Annotated in this window: 17 protein-coding genes, 3 pseudogenes, 1 riboswitch and 1 other annotated feature; of the genes and pseudogenes, 3 read left to right on the forward strand and 17 right to left on the reverse strand. The window is 57.4% G+C overall.

The window, feature by feature from the left end; genetic code table 11:
- Positions 1-126: 126 nt before the first annotated feature.
- The 5 genes and pseudogenes from C8265_RS19970 to C8265_RS11645 all read right to left on the reverse strand — a co-directional run.
- Positions 127-321 (reverse strand): annotated as a pseudogene (locus C8265_RS19970) (IS30 family transposase); the annotation flags it as partial.
- Positions 322-373: 52 nt separating this feature from the next.
- Positions 374-589, reverse strand: a pseudogene (locus tag C8265_RS19760) (DDE-type integrase/transposase/recombinase); the annotation flags it as partial.
- Between the two features lie 108 nt (positions 590-697).
- A pseudogene (locus C8265_RS19975) lies at positions 698-888 on the reverse strand (IS3 family transposase); the annotation flags it as partial.
- Positions 704-820: a sequence feature (AL1L pseudoknot), on the reverse strand. It overlaps the preceding pseudogene by 117 nt.
- A gap of 1,125 nt (positions 889-2,013) precedes the next feature.
- Positions 2,014-3,042 carry a methionine synthase gene (locus C8265_RS11640; RefSeq protein ID WP_206050333.1) on the reverse strand — a complete coding sequence of 343 codons (1,029 nt, stop codon included), beginning with the start codon at positions 3,040-3,042 and terminating at the stop codon, positions 2,014-2,016.
- A 27-nt stretch (positions 3,043-3,069) separates the two neighbouring features.
- Positions 3,070-4,053 carry a DUF1852 domain-containing protein gene (locus C8265_RS11645; RefSeq protein ID WP_108484198.1) on the reverse strand — a complete coding sequence of 328 codons (984 nt, stop codon included), beginning with the start codon at positions 4,051-4,053 and terminating at the stop codon, positions 3,070-3,072.
- A 127-nt stretch (positions 4,054-4,180) separates the two neighbouring features.
- Positions 4,181-4,380: riboswitch (cobalamin riboswitch) on the reverse strand.
- A 384-nt stretch (positions 4,381-4,764) separates the two neighbouring features.
- Here C8265_RS11645 and C8265_RS11650 point away from each other — a divergent pair.
- Positions 4,765-6,123, forward strand: coding sequence for an NAD(P)-binding domain-containing protein (locus C8265_RS11650; protein WP_108484199.1), 1,359 nt, complete (start codon positions 4,765-4,767; stop codon positions 6,121-6,123).
- 168 nt (positions 6,124-6,291) lie between these two features.
- Here C8265_RS11650 and C8265_RS11655 read toward each other — a convergent pair whose 3' ends face one another.
- The 12 genes from C8265_RS11655 to C8265_RS11710 all read right to left on the reverse strand — a co-directional run bounded on the left by C8265_RS11655 (position 6,292) and on the right by C8265_RS11710 (position 16,754).
- Positions 6,292-7,176: a DUF2189 domain-containing protein gene (locus C8265_RS11655; RefSeq protein WP_108484200.1), complete on the reverse strand. Its 885-nt coding sequence runs from the start codon at positions 7,174-7,176 to the stop codon at positions 6,292-6,294.
- Positions 7,170-7,367: a hypothetical protein gene (locus C8265_RS11660; RefSeq protein WP_108484201.1), complete on the reverse strand. Its 198-nt coding sequence runs from the start codon at positions 7,365-7,367 to the stop codon at positions 7,170-7,172. The genes C8265_RS11655 and C8265_RS11660 overlap by 7 nt, the downstream gene beginning before the upstream one ends.
- Complete coding sequence (gene ccoP, locus C8265_RS11665; RefSeq protein WP_108484202.1) at positions 7,364-8,236, reverse strand: cytochrome-c oxidase, cbb3-type subunit III; 873 nt, start codon at positions 8,234-8,236, stop codon at positions 7,364-7,366. The genes C8265_RS11660 and ccoP overlap by 4 nt, the downstream gene beginning before the upstream one ends.
- On the reverse strand, positions 8,227-8,427 hold the full coding sequence (locus C8265_RS11670; protein ID WP_108484203.1) for a cbb3-type cytochrome oxidase subunit 3: 201 nt from the start codon (positions 8,425-8,427) through the stop codon (positions 8,227-8,229). The genes ccoP and C8265_RS11670 overlap by 10 nt, the downstream gene beginning before the upstream one ends.
- Before the next feature lie 3 nt (positions 8,428-8,430).
- Positions 8,431-9,207, reverse strand: coding sequence for a cytochrome-c oxidase, cbb3-type subunit II (ccoO, locus tag C8265_RS11675; protein WP_276308500.1), 777 nt, complete (start codon positions 9,205-9,207; stop codon positions 8,431-8,433).
- A gap of 4 nt (positions 9,208-9,211) precedes the next feature.
- On the reverse strand, positions 9,212-10,864 hold the full coding sequence (gene ccoN / locus C8265_RS11680) for a cytochrome-c oxidase, cbb3-type subunit I (RefSeq protein ID WP_108484205.1): 1,653 nt from the start codon (positions 10,862-10,864) through the stop codon (positions 9,212-9,214).
- Entirely contained in the window at positions 10,861-11,061 is a 201-nt protein-coding gene (gene ccoS / locus C8265_RS11685; RefSeq protein ID WP_108484206.1) for a cbb3-type cytochrome oxidase assembly protein CcoS, read from the reverse strand. Before ccoS ends, ccoN begins: the two co-directional genes overlap by 4 nt.
- Entirely contained in the window at positions 11,058-13,316 is a 2,259-nt protein-coding gene (locus C8265_RS11690) for a heavy metal translocating P-type ATPase (RefSeq protein ID WP_164512320.1), read from the reverse strand. The genes ccoS and C8265_RS11690 overlap by 4 nt, the downstream gene beginning before the upstream one ends.
- A gap of 491 nt (positions 13,317-13,807) precedes the next feature.
- Positions 13,808-14,785 carry a pirin family protein gene (locus tag C8265_RS11695; RefSeq protein ID WP_108484208.1) on the reverse strand — a complete coding sequence of 326 codons (978 nt, stop codon included), beginning with the start codon at positions 14,783-14,785 and terminating at the stop codon, positions 13,808-13,810.
- A 37-nt stretch (positions 14,786-14,822) separates the two neighbouring features.
- Positions 14,823-15,116 carry a GNAT family N-acetyltransferase gene (locus tag C8265_RS11700; protein ID WP_108484209.1) on the reverse strand — a complete coding sequence of 98 codons (294 nt, stop codon included), beginning with the start codon at positions 15,114-15,116 and terminating at the stop codon, positions 14,823-14,825.
- A complete protein-coding gene (locus C8265_RS11705) occupies positions 15,106-15,828 on the reverse strand; it encodes an alpha/beta hydrolase (RefSeq protein WP_108484210.1) in 723 nt (240 codons plus the stop codon). Before C8265_RS11705 ends, C8265_RS11700 begins: the two co-directional genes overlap by 11 nt.
- Complete coding sequence (locus tag C8265_RS11710; RefSeq protein ID WP_108484211.1) at positions 15,825-16,754, reverse strand: ring-cleaving dioxygenase; 930 nt, start codon at positions 16,752-16,754, stop codon at positions 15,825-15,827. Before C8265_RS11710 ends, C8265_RS11705 begins: the two co-directional genes overlap by 4 nt.
- A 114-nt stretch (positions 16,755-16,868) precedes the next feature.
- On the opposite strand from C8265_RS11710, the gene C8265_RS11715 reads away from it, so the two are divergent.
- Both C8265_RS11715 and C8265_RS11720 read left to right on the forward strand, forming a co-directional pair.
- Complete coding sequence (locus C8265_RS11715; RefSeq protein WP_108484212.1) at positions 16,869-17,210, forward strand: winged helix-turn-helix transcriptional regulator; 342 nt, start codon at positions 16,869-16,871, stop codon at positions 17,208-17,210.
- A gap of 414 nt (positions 17,211-17,624) precedes the next feature.
- Positions 17,625-17,921: a photosystem reaction center subunit H gene (locus tag C8265_RS11720; protein ID WP_108484213.1), complete on the forward strand. Its 297-nt coding sequence runs from the start codon at positions 17,625-17,627 to the stop codon at positions 17,919-17,921.
- Positions 17,922-18,114: the final 193 nt, after the last annotated feature.

An 18,114-nucleotide genomic window follows, 5' to 3' on the forward strand; every position in this document is an offset into this window, starting at 1 on the left:
CGGTTCTCTTTGAAAAGCCGAACGCCGCGTGCGCGAAATTCAGCCGTGTAGGACGGGGTGGGTTTTCTCTGTGTCATAGGGCTCATCCTTGGAGAGTTTTACTCTCCGGTAAACCCGGGGCGGTTCAGAACTCCGAAACCATCGCGTCCCGACAGGCGAAAAAAAATCTGCTTCAACGGCGGCATCCTCACTGGATAACCCTTCTGCAACCGCCCGCCAGAATCGGCATAGATTCTCACGTTGCCAGACTGGCGGCTTTCCTGGAGAGTTTAATTTGTCCCCGGTCGAACATTCGGACTTTCGTCTGCCTGTTTTTGTCATCTATACCTCCAGCAACAAGATGCTGCGACGACCGGTTGAACCCGCCCAGGTTGCCCAGATCGCTGTGATGGATCAGCTTGTCCATTTCGGACGGCGCCCGTTGGTAGATCGCTTGGTTCAGGGCATCGAGAACGAAACCCGTGGTCATCGAGGTCGAGACCCGCCAGGCAACGACCTTACGGGCGAAGACGTCGATGACGAACGCCACATAAACCGTGCCCTGCCAGCTCGAGACATAGGTGAAATCGCTGACCCAAAGCTGGTTCGGCATATCTGCCACGAAGCCCTGTTTGATGGCGGCCATGTCCTGACAGGCCTGCCTGACCCGATCCGCTGCCAGGACGGGATCGCGCTCCACAGCTTTGACGGCATATTATGTTGATGGTGCGATCCCCAGAACCCAGCAGATCGGCCCGGCACCATGGACACAACGTTGATCATCGATGAACGCGATCATTTGCGGAATGGGCGGTCGTGTCCCGCCGCGGCGAAATATGCGCTGACCTTCTTCAGGATCTCATTGGCGGTGCGAAGTTCACGATTCTCCCGTTCCAATTCTCTGATCCGATCCTTCTCGGCGCTCGTGAGCCCGGCCCGTTGCCCCGCATCGCTTTCGGCCTGCGGAAATCAGGCGCGAAAGCTGTCAGACGAGCAGCCAAGCTTTGGCGCTATGGCCCGATACGCCACGGTGTCGCTGGCGTAATCGGCGCGATTCTCCCGAAACAGCCGCACGCCGCGCTCGCGGAGTTCTGCCGGATGGGCGGGGTGAAGCGTCTCTTCGTCATGGGGCTCATCCTTTGAGTGTTTTACTCTCCGGTAAACCCGCGGCGGTTCACAATGGCCTACCGGTCGCCCCAGATGATCATCAGTAAACTCTACAACTGCTTGATAGGTATCCGGTGTCCCGGGTATGAATTGCACTTTACAACTTTGATTTTTGCAGACTGGTGAAAGAAAGAAGTCAATCTTGATGAAATTAACGGTTGACGTGAAGCGCGCCAACTTGGAACCACACTGGCATGTCCCAGATGACGTAACGACGAAAGCAGATCGCTTCGGTAAAAGGGATGGCTATCGTGTGCATCCGTCCGGAAATGGTCACAATGTAGCAGGAAACGCTGTATTCTATCGATCTCTGGAGGACGTTGCATAGCACCTGATTGCTTGCCCTGACTGGGGCCTTCGTTTCAAGAGGCCGAGAGGTGAGGCCAATATCTTCTATAATAATATCATTATAGACGGAAAGGCTCGCTGTAGACGCCGAATATGGGGGTGGATCAATTGGCTTTAGACGCCCTCTAGAGCAGCGCCGTGCGGCCCGCAGCGGTCACCCAACTATGTGCTGTCATTCTGCGGTAACAGCCCGCACGGCTGCCATTCACAAACTGAATCCGAAGAAGCCTCAGGTTGTCTTCGGTTGTCGCAACGGACGTTGTGAAGCGTTAGACTATATCCTGCGCGACTTCGGCAAGTGTGCTGTTTGTTCAGACGAGGGGCAGATCACTCATTCTGCCGGCACCGCTGCTGATGCCGTATCCTCATCTTCGCTTTTAAGCGCAAGAAACAGAGCCTTGATCTCCCGCGTGGCCTTGTGCAGACGGTCAAGGATCGCAACCCTGCATGGAAAGATTGGCGTTGCAACAATCCGCCCATCGCTCAAAGCACGGCTGCGATCCTGAAGTCGGCTGATCGTCACCGAGAAATCTCGCTTCGCACGATGGCGGCGCCCGCGCTTAGCGCTGTCAACTTGCCCCTTGCCACACTGCGGGACAGGGGTGCCATGCCGCAATTGGTGCAAGGGTAAAGCTTGTCGGCATCCACAAACTGAAGCGCTTTTCGCAGGATTTCGGCGACCTCTTCGGGCGTTTCAATGGTATCGGTGGCCACATCAATGGCCCCCACCATCACCTTTTTCCCCCGCAGAAGTTCGATCAGATCCATCGGAACGCGCGAGTGCTGACACTCCAGTGAGATCATGTCGATGGTGGATTTTTGCAGTTTGGGGAAAACGCTTTCGTATTGCCGCCATTCCGCGCCAAGGGATTTTTTCCAATCGGTGTTGGCCTTGATGCCGTAGCCATAGCAGATATGAACCGCCGTTTCGCATTTCAGGCCCTCGGCGGCCTTTTCCAGGGCGGCGATTCCCCAATCGTTTACTTCGTCAAAGAAGACGTTGAAGGCCGGTTCGTCGAACTGGATGATATCGACACCCGCCGCTTCCAATTCCTTGGCCTCCTGGTTCAGGATCTTTGCAAATTCCCACGCCAGCTTTTCGCGGCTTTTGTAATGGTTGTCGTAAAGTGTGTCGATCATGGTCATCGGACCGGGCAGGGCCCATTTGATCGGGCGATCCGTTTGTGCGCGCAGGAATTTTGCATCCTCCACGAAAACCGGTCTTTGGCGTGACACGGCGCCGACAACTGTCGGAACGCTGGCATCGTAACGATCGCGGATCCTGACGGTTTCGCGCTGTTCGAAATCGACCCCGCCGAGGTTTTCGATGAACGTGGTCACGAAATGCTGGCGTGTCTGCTCTCCGTCGCTGACGATGTCGATGCCGGAACTTTGCTGATCGTGCAAAACCACGCGCAGCGCGTCCTGCTTGCCTTCGATCAATTCCTCTCCCTGCAGCTTCCAGGGTGACCAGAGGGTTTCGGGCTGCGCAAGCCAGGATGGTTTGGGCAGGCTTCCGGCGGTTGAGGTGGGCAACAATTTATTCATGATGGGTAACCTTGTCGTTTGTATGGATCAGGCAGCGTGCCGGGCGGACCATTCTTCAAGAATGTCGCGGTAGGGTTTTATGAGGTTTTCTTCGGCGAATTTTCCCTGTTCACCAGCGAGCCGACCACGTTCTTCGCGATCATAAACGATCTGGGGCAGCGAATAATCCAGATGCTTGAGGCTGGGCCGATAGCATTTTCCGGCAAGGGAGTTGGCATTATAGATTTCGGGCCGATAGATCCGTTGAAAGGTTTCCATCGTGCTGATCGTGCCGATCAGCTCCAGCGGGGAATAATCATTCAGAAGATCGCCGGTGAAATAAAATGCCAAGGGCGCAACGCTGTTTTCAGGCATGAAATAGCGAACCCGCAAACCCATCTTGGCGAAATACCGATCCGTCGCTGAAAATTCATCTTGGCGGTATTCCACGCCCAACACGGGATGTTCGTTTTCTGTCCGGTAATAGGTTTTGCTGCTCGAAACACTCAGGCAGATAACGGGCGGCTTTTTGAAGTGGTTTTTATAGTCGGGTGAGTTCACGAAACTTTTGAACAGGTTGCCATGCAGATCACCGAAATCCGCCGGTGCGCTGAACTGTGGCCGCCCCTCGTTATGCTGGGGCAGCAGGACGCTGAAATCGTAATCCCGCACATAGGAGGAAAAGTTGTTGCCCACGATCCCGTCGATACGTGTGTTGTTTTGCCGGTCCAGAATGGTCGGCTTCAACATTTCGATCAACGGAAAGGCATCCACGCGGCGTCCATCGCCGATGCTGATTTCGGCGGTGATGATGTCAAGCTCGACGGTATAGCGATCCGCGTTGGGATTGTCCCAATGGGCCAGCGCGTTGAAACGGTTGTTGATCATCGTGAAGGTGTTGCGCAAATTCTCTTGCCGGCGATTTCCTCGGGCCAGATTGGCAAAGTTGGTCGTGGCGCGCGTGCTGTCCGAAGGGTGATAATCTTCGTCGAAACGAATGCTCTTGATCGCATAAGCGAGGTCTCTTGTCATTTTGACATGCCTTCTGAGCGGCTTGAACAGGCAAGCCTTGAAAACCAAATACTCTTCGCGAGCAAAATCGCGAAGCGGCGATGTCACCTTGCGGATGGGCCGCCCCCGACACGCCCACCGCGGCCGGAACAGGTGAATGATCAAGGCAGGTTTCCTGACTTGCGGATCGTCGCACTGTTTAACCGCAGCAGGCGCAAAACCTGCGCCGACAGCATGTTGAACAGGCTTTCCGCCTACAGTTGCGGGGGCAGTTCTGGATTTGGCGACAGTCTTACCAGATTCCCTTTTCCCCGGGGCTTTCCCGGCACCTTGATCTGTCGGCAAGGTCGGCCGGAACGCCCCCCGTGTCAACGCAACCCGAGCGTGGAAATATTCATGTTGAATATGAGGTTAGCACGGGTTTGGCGAAAACGATGCCCGCTGCGAAACAGTTGTTTTGGCTGTTTGATAAAGACAATCTATTGAAACCCTCCCTTGTGTTGGCGTCAAATGGTTCACCTTCCACGCAATTACAGGTAAAGGAGCCTTGAGTTCAGACGAGCAGAGCCGGAAATTACTTTGGAACTGCGCGCAGGTCACCGTCAAACAGCCGCAGAGAAACCGGCTTCTGAGTGGATGATCTGCCTGACTGAGCAGAAATAATGCCAACCGCGCCCTTCTCCGGATTTCGTCGGCGAAGAAGATGTGGGGCATACGTGTAAGGAAAACGTAATGACAAAGAAGAGGGTTGCCATCATCGGTGCCGGACCATCCGGATTGGCACAATTGCGGGCCTTTCAATCGGCCCGTCGCGCGGGCGAAGAAATCCCGGAAATTGTGTGCTTTGAGAAACAGCGCAACTGGGGTGGGCTGTGGAACTATACCTGGCGTACCGGCCTGGATCAGAATGGCGAGCCTGTTCATTCGTCCATGTATCGCTATCTGTGGTCCAACGGACCAAAAGAAGGTTTGGAATTTGCCGATTATTCATTTGATGAACATTTCGGTGACAAAATCGCATCGTATCCGCCGCGTGCAGTCCTGTTTGATTATATCGAAGGCCGCATGAACAAGGCTGACGTTCGCGATTGGATCCGGTTCAACACGCCCGTGCGGTTTGTGCGTTACAACGAAAAAGACGAAACATTTACCGTAACCGCCCACAATCACGACAAGGATTCGACCTACGAAGAAGTGTTTGATTATGTGATCTGCGCTTCGGGGCATTTCAGCACGCCGAACATTCCGTATTATGACGGTTTTGAAGAGTTCAACGGCCGTATCCTTCATGCCCATGATTTTCGGGATGCGCGCGAATTTGAAGGCAAGGATCTGCTCCTGCTTGGGTCGTCGTATTCCGCCGAGGATATCGGCTCGCAATGTTGGAAATACGGCGCGAAATCGATCACCACATCCTATCGCAGCGCGCCGATGGGATTTGACTGGCCAGACAACTGGGAGGAAGTTCCAGGCCTGGTTCGGGTTGATGAGACCACCGCATATTTCGAAGATGGCACGTCGCGCGATGTGGATGCGATCATCCTTTGCACCGGCTACAAGCATTTCTTCAACTTTCTGCCCGATGATCTGCGCCTGAAAACAGCGAACCGATTGGCGACGGCAGACCTTTACAAGGGCGTCGTTTTTACCAAAAACCCCAAGCTGTTTTATCTCGGCATGCAGGATCAGTGGTTCACGTTCAACATGTTCGATGCACAGGCGTGGTGGGTCCGTGACGCGATCATGGGCAAAATCAAGATCCCATCGGACATCAGCGTTCTCAAAGCGGACGTTACCGAACGTATCGCGCGCGAAGACGCAGCCGATGGCGCGAAAGCCGCGATTCAATACCAGGGCGACTATGTGCAAGAGCTGATTTCGGAAACTGATTATCCCAGCTTTGATGTGCAAGGCGCTTGCGAAGCATTCTTTGCCTGGATCGACCACAAGGAAGACGACGTCATGGATTTCCGCAACAAATCCTACAGATCTGTGATTACCGGAACCATGGCAGCCGAACATCACACCCCTTGGGAAGATGCACTTGACGATTCACTCGAGGTCTATCTGCAAAGTGAGGCGGATGCATAGATCGCGCGTGGTTTGATGTAATCTTCAGCCGGGGCCGGGTTTTGAATTGACCGGCTCCGGCTCTGGAGGCAGACGCGCCGCAAAGTTTCGTCACCGATAACGCTCGCCATTGGCGCGAAACGGTTGCCCCCCTGTGACCGCGAACCGCGGCTTTGGGGCGATTGCCGATTATGCAGGACGGACAAACATCCGCTCTGCTTTTCCATCTTGGCGATTATCGGGTCTCAGCGTGCGGTAAGCGTGCCATGTGGCATGGCCCAGCAATGGGAAAATCACGATCAAACCTATAAATGCGGTGGCGATGGACAGGGTGAAAAGAACAAGAACAATCGCCCCCCATGCGATCATGACCGAAAGGTTGTTCCACACCGTTGCCATGCTGATCCCAAGAGCAGAAAGCGCATCGGTTTTCTCGGTCAGCAGCATCGGAACGGCAAAGACGCTGATCGCAAACGAGAATGCCGCAAAAAGCGCGCCAACAGATCCCCCGACCAGCAGCAAGGCCCACCCCGTCGGGGTGGTTAGCAGCATCGGGATGATTTCGTCGGTCCCTGGGAATGGATTTATACCGAAAAACAGCGCCCAGATCAGCACCGCCGCCCGCAACCACAACAGAAAAAGGCCCAACAACATAACGCCCATGAACCAAGCCTGAGGCCCGGATTCAGGTTTGACCAATGCCATTTTCAAATATGTCGGGCGTTCGCCGGTCTCAAGCAATCTGCTTTTCTCATACAGGCCATTGGCAATAACCGGTCCGACAACCATGAAACCTGCAAGCGCGGGAAATAGCGCATATTCATAGTTGAACAAAAACAACGCCCAAACAATCAATGCCGATATGACAAAAACTCCGAAACCATACAGCAGGCTTGGCACCGGATTGGTCCACAAATCGGACCACCCCGCGCGCAGCCAGTCAAACGCGGTGCGCCACGGCAGATTGAGCGCGCGTTGGTTTTCGCGCGGCAATGGCGGCACGACCTTTGGTATCCCATCCGACGCATTCGGGTTGTCGGGGGGGGGCGGGGCATCGGCATGATCACTTAGCATGATGGTTTCGCCGCGCGGTAGGTGGCGGCGCCTTTCGTGTTTTGTTGCAGAACACAATCGGGTTTTGAGGCAAAGGCGACATAGATCAGATGCGTGTTCGCCCCGATAAAAACCCCAAGAACGCCGATAACGCACAGCAGCGCGAAAAGGCGGGGCCGGGTCCAATAGCGGTGTTGGGTGAGGGCGCTCATTGTGCGGCTGCCTGTCTCAGATCGGTGAGGTAAACCGTGAGAATCTTACGCTCTGTTTCGGTCAGGCGTCCTTCCCATGCGGGCATCCAGCCTTGGCGCCCGTTCCAGATGGTATCGAACATCGCCTTGTCGTCGCCGCCGTAAATCCAGAAGGCATCGGTCAGGTTGGGCGCGCCCATCTCGGTGTCTCCCACGCCCGTTTCGCCGTGGCAACTGGAACAGGTGTCAGCATAAATTTCGGCACCCACAGCCCCCCGATCGGGCGATATTTCCGCACCCGAAAGCGATTGGATGTAATCCACGACAATGCGAATTTCCTCACGCTCTAATATCCCGTCACGGCCAAAGGCCAGCATCTGGGCGTATCGCGTCTCGGGGTGGGTGGCGTTGATGCCCACGCGCAGCGTTTCCATGATGGTATCGGGGTCGCCCCCCCACAGCCACGCATCGTCAATCAGGCTGGGAAAGCCCGGCCCGCCCCCGGCATCCAAACCGTGACAGCCCGCGCAATTATCTCCGAAAATCTGGTGCGCCGTTTCATTTGCACGCGCCAAAAGCTCAGGATCATTCAATATCTCGCTCACAGGTGCGGCGGTGATGCGGTCGGCCCAATCCGCCCGCGCCACATTCGCAGCGATCACCTTTTCCGCGACCTCTTCGCGTTGATCAAGGCCCAGTATCCCCTTGGTATAGGTCGTAACCAAAGGCCAGGTCGGCAGTAAAATCCACGCAATCAGCGCCCAAATATGGGTGATGATGATAAAAAACCAGATCGAGCGCGGCACGCGGGTATTCAGCTCGGTTATGCCGTTCCATTCATGGCCCGTGGTCTGGTGCCCGGTCAGCGGGTCACGTTCCTTCACTGACATGGCGTGTCCTCCGTCTTCTCGTGCTGAACAGGGCCGTCTTCGTCATCCAGAATACTTTTTGCCGCTTTGTCGAACCGCCCGCCCAGCGACGGCCAATAGGCGTAAATGGCGATCAGAATGAACAGGCCCATCAGATAAAAAAGACCAAAGGATTTGGCCGCGCCGACAAACCATTCGTGAGACAGATCCATGATCTATTCCTCCGCTACAGGTTGCATTTGGGCGGGCAGATCGGTGAGCTTTCCAAGGATTTGCAGATATGCCACCAGCGCATCCATTTCGGTCACGCGGTCACGGCGACCGTCGAAATATCGTATAGCTGTTGCATCGCCATAGCGTTCGAACACGCCGTCTGCCTTGTCTGTGTCCGGCTGCGCTTGACCCGCCGCATCATCGGCGGCGTTCAGGATCATATCATCGGTATAGGGCACACCAACGCCCCGCAAAGCGGCAAGCCGGTCTGAAAGATCATCGGTGCGCAGGGGTTCATCCAGCAAGAATGCATATTGCGGCATCACCGATTCAGGCACCAGATCGCGGGGATTCACCAGATGGCGCACTTGCCAGTCGTCGGAATATTTATCCCCCAACCGCGCCAGATCGGGCCCGGTTCGTTTTGACCCCCACAGCATCGGGTGGTCGTATTGCGATTCCACCGCCAGCGAATAGGGGCCGTACCGCTCTACCTCATCGCGCAGGGTGCGGATCATCTGGCTGTGGCAGGCATAACACCCCTCGCGGATATAAATATCGCGCCCGGCCTGTTCCAGCGGGGTATAGACGCGCATATCGGGATCAACCTCGACGGTTTCGTCGATGGTAAACAAGGGCGCGATTTCAACGATGCCACCGATGCTGGCCGCGATGATGATCCCAAAGGTCAGCGCCATGGAGTGACGCTCCATCCGGTAATGGGTGCGGGCCTGAAACTCGAACATTCTTGCGAAGGGTTTGAGGATTTTTTTGAACATGCCCTTACTCCGCGGCCGGCACGGCCGGCTCCATAGCTTCGGAGGATGTTGGATAATCAAGGCGCGGCGTCACACGGGGCACATGCCGGATCGTCATCACAACATTCCACAAACAGATGCAGGCACCCGTCAGAAACAAAAGCCCCCCGAAAGCACGCGCGATATAATAGGGATGCATCGCGACCAGCGAGTCGACAAAGGAATATCGCAACGTGCCTGTCTCATTATAGGTGCGCCACATCAGGCCCTGAATGATGCCGCTGTTCCACATCGCAAAGACGTAAATGACAGTGCCGGTCAGGGCGAGCCAGAAGTGCCACTCGACGGCTTTCCATGAATACATCGTCTCGCGGCGCCACAAAACCGGAACAAGCGCATAGATCGACCCGAATGTGATCAGCGCAACCCATCCCATCGCGCCGGAATGCACATGCCCCACAGTCCAGTCGGTATAATGCGACAACCCGTTGACCGGGCGGATCGCCATGAACGACCCTTCGAATGTCGACAGCCCATAAAACACCGCCGCGACCATCATGAACCGCAGGGTCGCATCGTCACGCACCTTGTGCCACGCGCCGTTCAACGTCATCAGCGCGTTCCCCGCCGACGCCCAACTGGGCACCAGCAGCATGATGGAAAACGTCATGCCCAATGTTTGCACCCAATGGGGAAGTGCGGTGTAGTGCAAATGGTGCGAACCAACCCAGATATAGAAAAACACGATGCCCCAAAACGACAGGATCGACAGGCGATAGGAATAAATCGGCCGCTCGGCTCTTTTGGGCAAAAAGTAATAGAGCATGCCAAGAAAACCTGTGGTCAAAAAGAACGCCACCGCATTGTGGCCATACCACCACTGGGTCATCGCATCCTGAACACCGGAAAACAGCGAATAGCTTTTGGCCCCTGTCAACGATGCAGGCAGCGCCAGATTGTTGACGATGTGCAAGATTGCCACGACCAGAATGAACGACAGATAATACCAGTTGGCGACGTAAATATGCGGCTCATTGCGGCGCGCCAATGTGCGGATATACAGGATGAAATACACCACCCACACAACCACCAGCCAGATATCGGCGTACCACTCAGGCTCGGCATATTCTTTGGATTGGGTGATGCCCATGATATATCCGCTGGCGGCGATAATACAAAACAGGTTGAACCCCAAAAGCACAAACCACGGCGAAATCTGGTCTGGCATCCGGGCGCGGCTGGTGCGCTGCATGATGTGGTATGACGTTGCGATCAACGCGTTGCCGCCAAAGCCGAAGATCACACCGGAGGTATGGACAGGGCGCAACCGACCAAAGCTTGACCAGGCCGCATCAAAGCGCAGATCGGGCCAGGCCAGTTGCGAGGCAACCCACACGCCCATGCTCATTCCCACAACCGCCCAAAGCAGCGCCAGAATGATCCCGACCTTGGTTGGATCGTCATAATACGATGCTGCGCGGTCTTCTGTCGGCTCTGGGGCATAAAGCGCATTGCCCACCACAAAAAACAACGCGCCAAAAAACAAAAGGATTATCCAGCCATGCGCGCCCATGGGATCATTGCGCCCGACGATGGCCATAAGCAGCCCGACCAAGGCACCCAAACCCGCGATCATCATCGCCTTGCTGCGCTCGGCACCGGTGAGGTTGGACATCATCGCGTGGTCTCCTTTGTCATCTCGGGCCGGCGTGTCGTCTTTGACGGCTGGAGCGGTACATCTTCATCATGCAGGATGCGTTCGGCATCGCCAGACAAGTCTTCGTACTGGCCGTTGCGCAAGCTCCAAAAGAACACCGCAAGCGCGAAAACGCCCATGCACAGTGTAACAGGTATCAGAATTACAAGAATTGTCACGCTGACAGCTCCTTACGTTTCACGGTGAAAGCAGGCCGCCTATTGCGGTCTTTCGCGTCCGCCTTGTTCAGGCGCAGGGCGTTGCCGATCACCAGGATCGAAGAGCCCGACATTGCCAGCGCCGCAATAAGAGGCGTCACCAGCCCCGCAACCGCCAAAGGAATGGCGATACAGTTATAGCCGATGGCCAGTGCGAAATTCTGCCGTACAATCCGCGCCGTATCACGCGCAACTTTCCATGTCGCAGGAACCGCATCAAGGGTATCGCGCAAAAATACAAAATCAGCTGCAGAGCGGCCCGCATCGCACGCGCTTGAGGGGGCCATGGAAACATGTGCTGCCGCCAGTGCCGCCGCATCGTTCAACCCGTCTCCCACCATCAACGGTCGATGCCCGTCCCGGCGCAGGGTTTCCAGCACGCCGATCTTGTCGGCGGGTGTGGCGCCGTGATGGGTGTTCTCAATGCCAAGTGTCATCGCCACGGCCTGGGCGCGATCTTCCATGTCGCCTGACAATAACGCAACGCTGAACCCGGCTTTCTTCAGGTCGGTGACAGCATCATGCGCACCCTCACGCAATGTCTCGGTCAGATCGAATGAAAATGACGGCCCCCGCTCAAACCCAAATACCGGGCTGGCGGCCCCCGCCGCAATATCTGTAATCTCGCCAACCCATTCGGCGCGCCCCAGACGCGCGCGCCGCCCCCCGATTGCCCCTTCAACGCCGAACCCCGGCACTTCTTTGTTCCTGGCGATGTCAGATGGGGCATCACGCACGCCCAAGGTAATCGCCCGCGCCGCCGGATGCCCGGACCGAAGGGCAAGGGCCTTTGCGCCAGACCGCAGCACCGGATCGTCAGGGGTACTGCCGATCATTGGCGTGCCAGTCGTCAATGTGCCTGTCTTGTCGAAAACGATACCGTCGATTTCCGCCAGTCTTTCAATGGCTGCGCCATCTTTCATCAAGACGCCCATGCGCATCAGACGGCCCGCTGAAACCACATGGGCGACAGGCACAGCCAGCGCCAAGGCGCATGGACAGGTGATGATCAAAACGCTGATGGCAATAAACAACGATGCCTGCCAATCCCCGCCGGTGGCAATTATCCAGCCGATAAACGTGATCAACGCCAACAGGTGAACAACCGGCGCATAAAGCCGCGCCGCCCGATCAGCGATCCGCACATAAAGCCCGCGGCCCACTTCGGCATTTGATTGCATCCGTATCATCTGTGCCAGAAACGAGTCCTGCGATGATCGCAAAACCCGGCCTTCGATCACGCCTGTCAGGTTCAGCGTGCCAGCCTCAAGCGTGTCACCCGGCCCAATCGCCACCGCCATGGATTCACCCGTAACAAGCGAGCGGTCAAGATCGCTGTTGCCGGTCAGGATTTCCAGATCCAGCGGAACACGTTCATCCGGCGCAATCGACAGGATCGCACCGGGCGCGATATCCGTCAGCACCATATAGGCAAGCGTGCCGTGCTTTTGCCGCACCATCGCGCCGCGCGGTGACAGCTTCGCCAATCCACTTACCGCACTGCGCGCACGTTCGCGCATCAGATGATCGAAATAACGCCCGGTCAGCAGAAAAAACAGCAAGGTAACGGCAGCGTCGAAAAACACATGATCCCCGCCTTGAACCGTCTCAAAAATGCTAAGCGCCAAAGCCAGCGCCACAGCCAGCGCAATCGGGACATCCATATTCAACTGGCGCGCGCGCAATGCCGAAAGGGCCGATCTGAAAAATGGCTGACCTGCGTAAATCACCACAGGCACCGCAATCAGCGCCGAAACCAGGTGGAATGTCGCACGTGTCTGCCCTTCGGCACCCGACCAGACACCAACCGACAACAACATGATGTTCATCGCGCCAAAACCGGCAACCGCAATGGCCCGTAACAATCCCTTGCCGGTTGGATCGGGCGCTGTGTCAGCCTCGCTTTCAACCGGGGTCGCAACATACCCCAAAGCCGCCAGCGCCTTGACGATCGGCATCGGGTCACTTTCTGGGCTTTCAAGTACGATGTTCACCTGATGCAAGGTCAGGTTGGCGCGCGCCGAAATCACTTCGTCACGGGCGTTCAGTGCCCGTTCGATTTTGGCAACACATGCACCACATTTTATGCCGGGAACCGATAAGATAAACCGCCCGCGGCCATCCTCACCCACCCAAACGCCTGCACGGATCTGAGCCCGGTCCAGAGGAGAACCCGCATCCGATAAATCCGCTGCTGTTTCATCTGCAAAGACCATACCAGATTTTCCATCCATGTTGGATTGGTGTCCGAAACCCCTTGGGTTTGCCAGACAAAGATATGCGCAAAAGTCGGTGACGCTTGATCAGGTCGTCGTTTGAACGTGCCGGAGCGTGTCGCGGAACTCAAGCCCCTGGATGATTTCGGTCAGCGGATTTATGCCTTGCCGATCGGCCCCCGCGGTGCATCAGAGATTTTTCCGAACATTTGCAGGTGCCGTCGAACAGGATTTTTTGGTGCACTTCCATGGTAGACAACATGAAAGGTATCACCCTGTTCTTGATGGAATTTTTTGGATCGCCCGCACCCGCACCCCATGACGGGGCCTGACCGAAAAGTTCGACAAATGGTTGAGCGGGACTTTTACAAGCTCAAAACGCCTGCGGCGCCGCTCTCATCAATGCCGCGCATCATCAGCACGGTCAGGGACGTTTAAGCCCGCCGTTGCCGCGAAAATGGCGACGGCGGTGCAAAGGATCGGCTAAGTTCTTAGGGGTAATGCACCCCGCCTTGCGCGCGTTGGATTTTGGGTCGGCCTACGGGCGCCGGGATGAAGTCTTCCTCGTCGCCCGGCACGGTTTCGAACCGCCCGCGCCGCCATTCTTCGCGCGCCTGTTCGATGCGTTCGCGCCGCGACGACACGAAATTCCACCAGATATAGCGTGGGCCATCCATCGGCGCGCCGCCAAACAGCATGAAGCGCGCGTGATCGCCGGTGCCGTCAGACACGCCGGTGACTGTGATCTCGTCGCCCGGGCGCAGGACAAGCAATTGTCCGGGCTCAAAGGTGCTTCCGGCGATTTCGATCTTGCCCCGGATGGTATAGAGCGCGCGTTCTTCGGTATTGGCCGCGATAGGGGCCTTGGCACCGGGGGCCAGCGTTACATCGGCATAAAGCGTGTCGGATGCCGTCTTAAGCGGCGAGGTGGCGCCAAAGGCGGAACCGGCGATCAGCCGCGCGGTCAGACCTTCGGCCTCGACTTCGGGCAAGTCTGCCTTGCCGTGATGCATGAAGGCAGGATCGGATTCCTCTTCGTTCTCGGGCAAGGCCATCCAGGTCTGCAGCCCGAACAGGCGTTGGCCCGTCGCCTTGCGTTCGGGGGCGGTGCGTTCGGAATGCACGATGCCCTTGCCCGCCTTCATCCAGTTCACGGCACCCGGTTCGATCGCCATATCGGTCCCGAGGCTATCACGGTGGTGGATCTGACCCTCAAACAGATAGGTCAGCGTGGCAAGGTTGATGTGGGGGTGCGGGCGCACGTCGATGCCCTGATCGGTCAGGAATTCGGCCGGGCCCATCTGGTCGAAGAAGATGAACGGTCCCACCATCTGGCGTTTGTCGGAGGGCAGCGCGCGGCGCACCTCCATTTCCCCCAGATCAACCGCGCGCGGCACGATCAGGGTCTCCACGGCATCGACGCTTTTGGCATCCCCCGGCACGGGATCGGGGCAAGGGCTCCAGCTCATGATATCTCTCCTTCTTTTCCGTTCAGTTTTGCAGGCGTCAGCCCTGCAGGACATCCTGCCATTCGGGGTGTCTGGCGATCTGCGCCTTGGCAAAGGGGCAGAGCGGCACGATCTTGCGGCCCTCGGCGCGGGCATCCTCGACGCCACGGCGCACCAATGCCTGGCCGACGCCGCGCCCGCGCAGGGCATCCGGTACGCCCGTGTGGTCGATGATGATCATGCTGGCCCCGACGCGGGAATAGGTCATCTCGGCCTCATGGCCATCGACAACGGTCGCATAGCGGCCCTTGCTGTCGGTTTCTTCGCGGGTGATATCAAAGTCAGCGCTCATCGGTGCCTCCCATCTCGTTCAAATGTTTGCGCAGCCACGACGCCTCATCGGCGACAATACCATGGCCCGCACCCGGAATGATGATCGTATCAACCTCAGCGCCCATGTCGCCCAAAACCCTGGCGCTTTCACGCACCCGTGCCAACGGGATATGCGGATCCTGTTCGTGACAGCCCAAAAGAACCGGCACGCTGTCGAGCCGACCTTCGTAGTCGAACCGCTTGGCCGGGCGATCGTAAAGCTCCGCCAGCGGCGGCCCGCCTGCATCCCCGGTGCCGACGAGCCCACCGGAAAGTGCCGCGACCGTGCGGAACGGACGGGCAAAGCGCGCGGCCGCCTCAATGGCGAGGCAGGCCCCTTGTGAAAATCCCGCAAGGGCGATCCGTTCGGGGCCGAAGCCTTGTTCAGCCAGATCGTCCAGCAGCGAAGAGACGACACTCAGCCCGCTGGTCAACCCCGGTTCGTTCGCCCCAAGCGGAGCGAGGAAAGAATCGGGCCACCAGGATCGGCCCGCCGCTGTCGGGGCGAGGACAGCCAGATCCGGCAGGGCGAGGTGGTCGGCAAGACCGACCATATCTTCGGGTGCGCCCCCACGACCGTGGATCATCACGACAGCCAGCCGCGCCCGTTGCAGCGGCGCCCCGGCTGTGACCAGCCGTTGGTCCGCATGCGGGCCAGTGCCGCGGGTTTTCCCCGCTATCGCGCCGCTCATGACGGCACCCGGATGGCTGGCAGAACCTGCTCGATACGCGCGCGGTGCGCTTCGTATTTCTCGGGCAGTTTCAGCGCCTCGCCCAGATGAGCGGCGTCTTCGTCCACGGCAAAACCCGGCGGATCGGTCGCGATTTCGAACAACACGCCGCCGGGGGTCTGGAAATAGATTGCGTCGAAATACTGTCGGTCAATCACCGGCGTGACCTGCATCCCCACGTCAGACAGCCGATTGCGCCACGCCTGCTGCTCTTCGCCATCGCGCGCGCGGAATGCCACGTGGTGAATGGTACCCGCACCCGACCGCCCGATCGAGCGGGCATCCGAAGTCATCAGATCCACCGCCGAGCCACGCTCAGGATCAGTGGAGCGATAGCGCACACGGGTCTCTGTGCCGCCCGTGCCGCCAGTTGCGGTGGCCTCTTCGGCCTCTCGCGCGAAACCCATCGCCTCAAGCACCTTGGCAGTGGGTTCGACCTCATCAAGCCAGAGCGTCACCGAATGGAAGCCTTCGTCGCGCGCGCCCCCTTCGATCAACTCCACCCGCAGACCATCGGGGTCTTTCAGGGCAATGGCGCGTTCGCCGAAACGCTCGAACGGGCCGTCAAAATCAATCGCGGCTTCGGCAAGGTCACCCATACGCTGATCAAGGTCTGGAATGGCATAGGCAACGGCAGAGGCCATGCCCGCGCCAGCGCGCCCCGGACCTGCGTCAACAAAAGGAAAGAAGGTCATGATTGATCCCGGCGCCGCATCCGCATCGCCATAATAAAGGTGATAGGTGCCCGGATCGTCAAAGTTCACCGTGCGTTTGACCAGACGCTGACCCAGCGTGCCGATCCAGAAATCAAGGTTGTCCTGGGGCGGGCCGGAAATGGCGGTGACGTGGTGCAGGCCGGGAATGGCCGGGGATGTGGATCGAGACATGGTGCTTTCTCCTTTGGAACAGCGTGCCGGTGTGAATACAGCCGAAACGGATGTTGCGATCAACGATTGCAGACATATGTAGTTCCCAAGTCACCAAGCGAAAGTCGTTACCAAATGGAAACCACCCGGAAAACTGACCTGACAGCTGATGTCGGCGCCGAAATCAACAATTACTGCGCCGCCGATACGCTGCTGCGCAAACTTTGGGGCCAGTGGAAAACCCATGTAATCTATGTGCTGGGCGAACAACACGCCTGCCGTTTTGGCGTCTTGCGCCGGACGATCACGGGGATTTCGCCCAAGGTCCTGACCCAGCGCCTGCGCGAGTTGGAGGCCGATGGACTGGTCTGGCGCGAACAGGAAAACACGATCCCGCCCAAGGTGACCTACGGGCTGACCAAAACGGGCCTCGCCGTACATGCGGTCCTGAAAGATATCGAAAAGATCGAGGTTTGAGTGCGAGCGCAAACAGGGCCGCTTATCCGGCACTGAAACAGCACATGACGTGGCTGGAAGCGGACCCAGCTGTGCAACTCGGGCTGAAACGTCAGAATATAAATCTGATCGGATGAGCCCTGAACAGGAAGGACGCCGATGCCGTCCTGCCATGAATGGAACCTGACGAAACCGGTGAAAATTGACGGCCTCGATACCCTGCGCCATGCCGGTTTACGGACCCGGACGGCGACAGGGTCGGTCTGTTTGACGGCTCCTGAAGGCTTGTAGCAGAGCAAATGCCGCGGCAGTCCAACTGAACTCTCGCTCCCACCAACGCGCGACTTTCCGCCAGCCGTTCTTAGCGGCCGGAACCGCACACCTTTGAGAAGGGTTGAGCCTGCAAGAGGAAACATTAACCAAAGTGAGGCTATCATGGACCATTCCAAACATACCCCCCTGCGCGCCGACGAACTGACATCCGCAATCGCCGAAGGCGCAAATGTTTACGGCCCGAATGACAATCATATCGGGGACGTGTCGCATTTTCACGGGACGGGTCCGAATGCACAGGCTATCATTGATGTCGGCGGATTTTTGGGCCTTGGCGCAAAACCTGTGGCGCTCAATGTCTCAAGCCTGAACTTCATGCGCGATGAAAACGGCAAGGTTCACGCGACAACTGCGATGACCAAGGATGAGTTGAAAAGCCTACCAGAGCACCAGCACTGACTCCCTGCGATCCTACAAATCCGGGGGCCGACACAGATTCATGTGTCGGCCCTTTTCTATCCATGGCGGGTGTGTGCCCGGCCTCTTTGGCGATTGCGGTTGTCTGCGGTTGCATGATGATGCAGCCGAAAGAAATGGCGCATCGCGCGCGATTGTGCGGGCCACTCTTGTACCCCAATCTGGCGTACCGGTT

The sequence above is a fragment of the Oceaniglobus ichthyenteri genome (assembly GCF_003057885.1).
Classification (GTDB): Bacteria; Pseudomonadota; Alphaproteobacteria; order Rhodobacterales; family Rhodobacteraceae; genus Oceaniglobus; species Oceaniglobus ichthyenteri.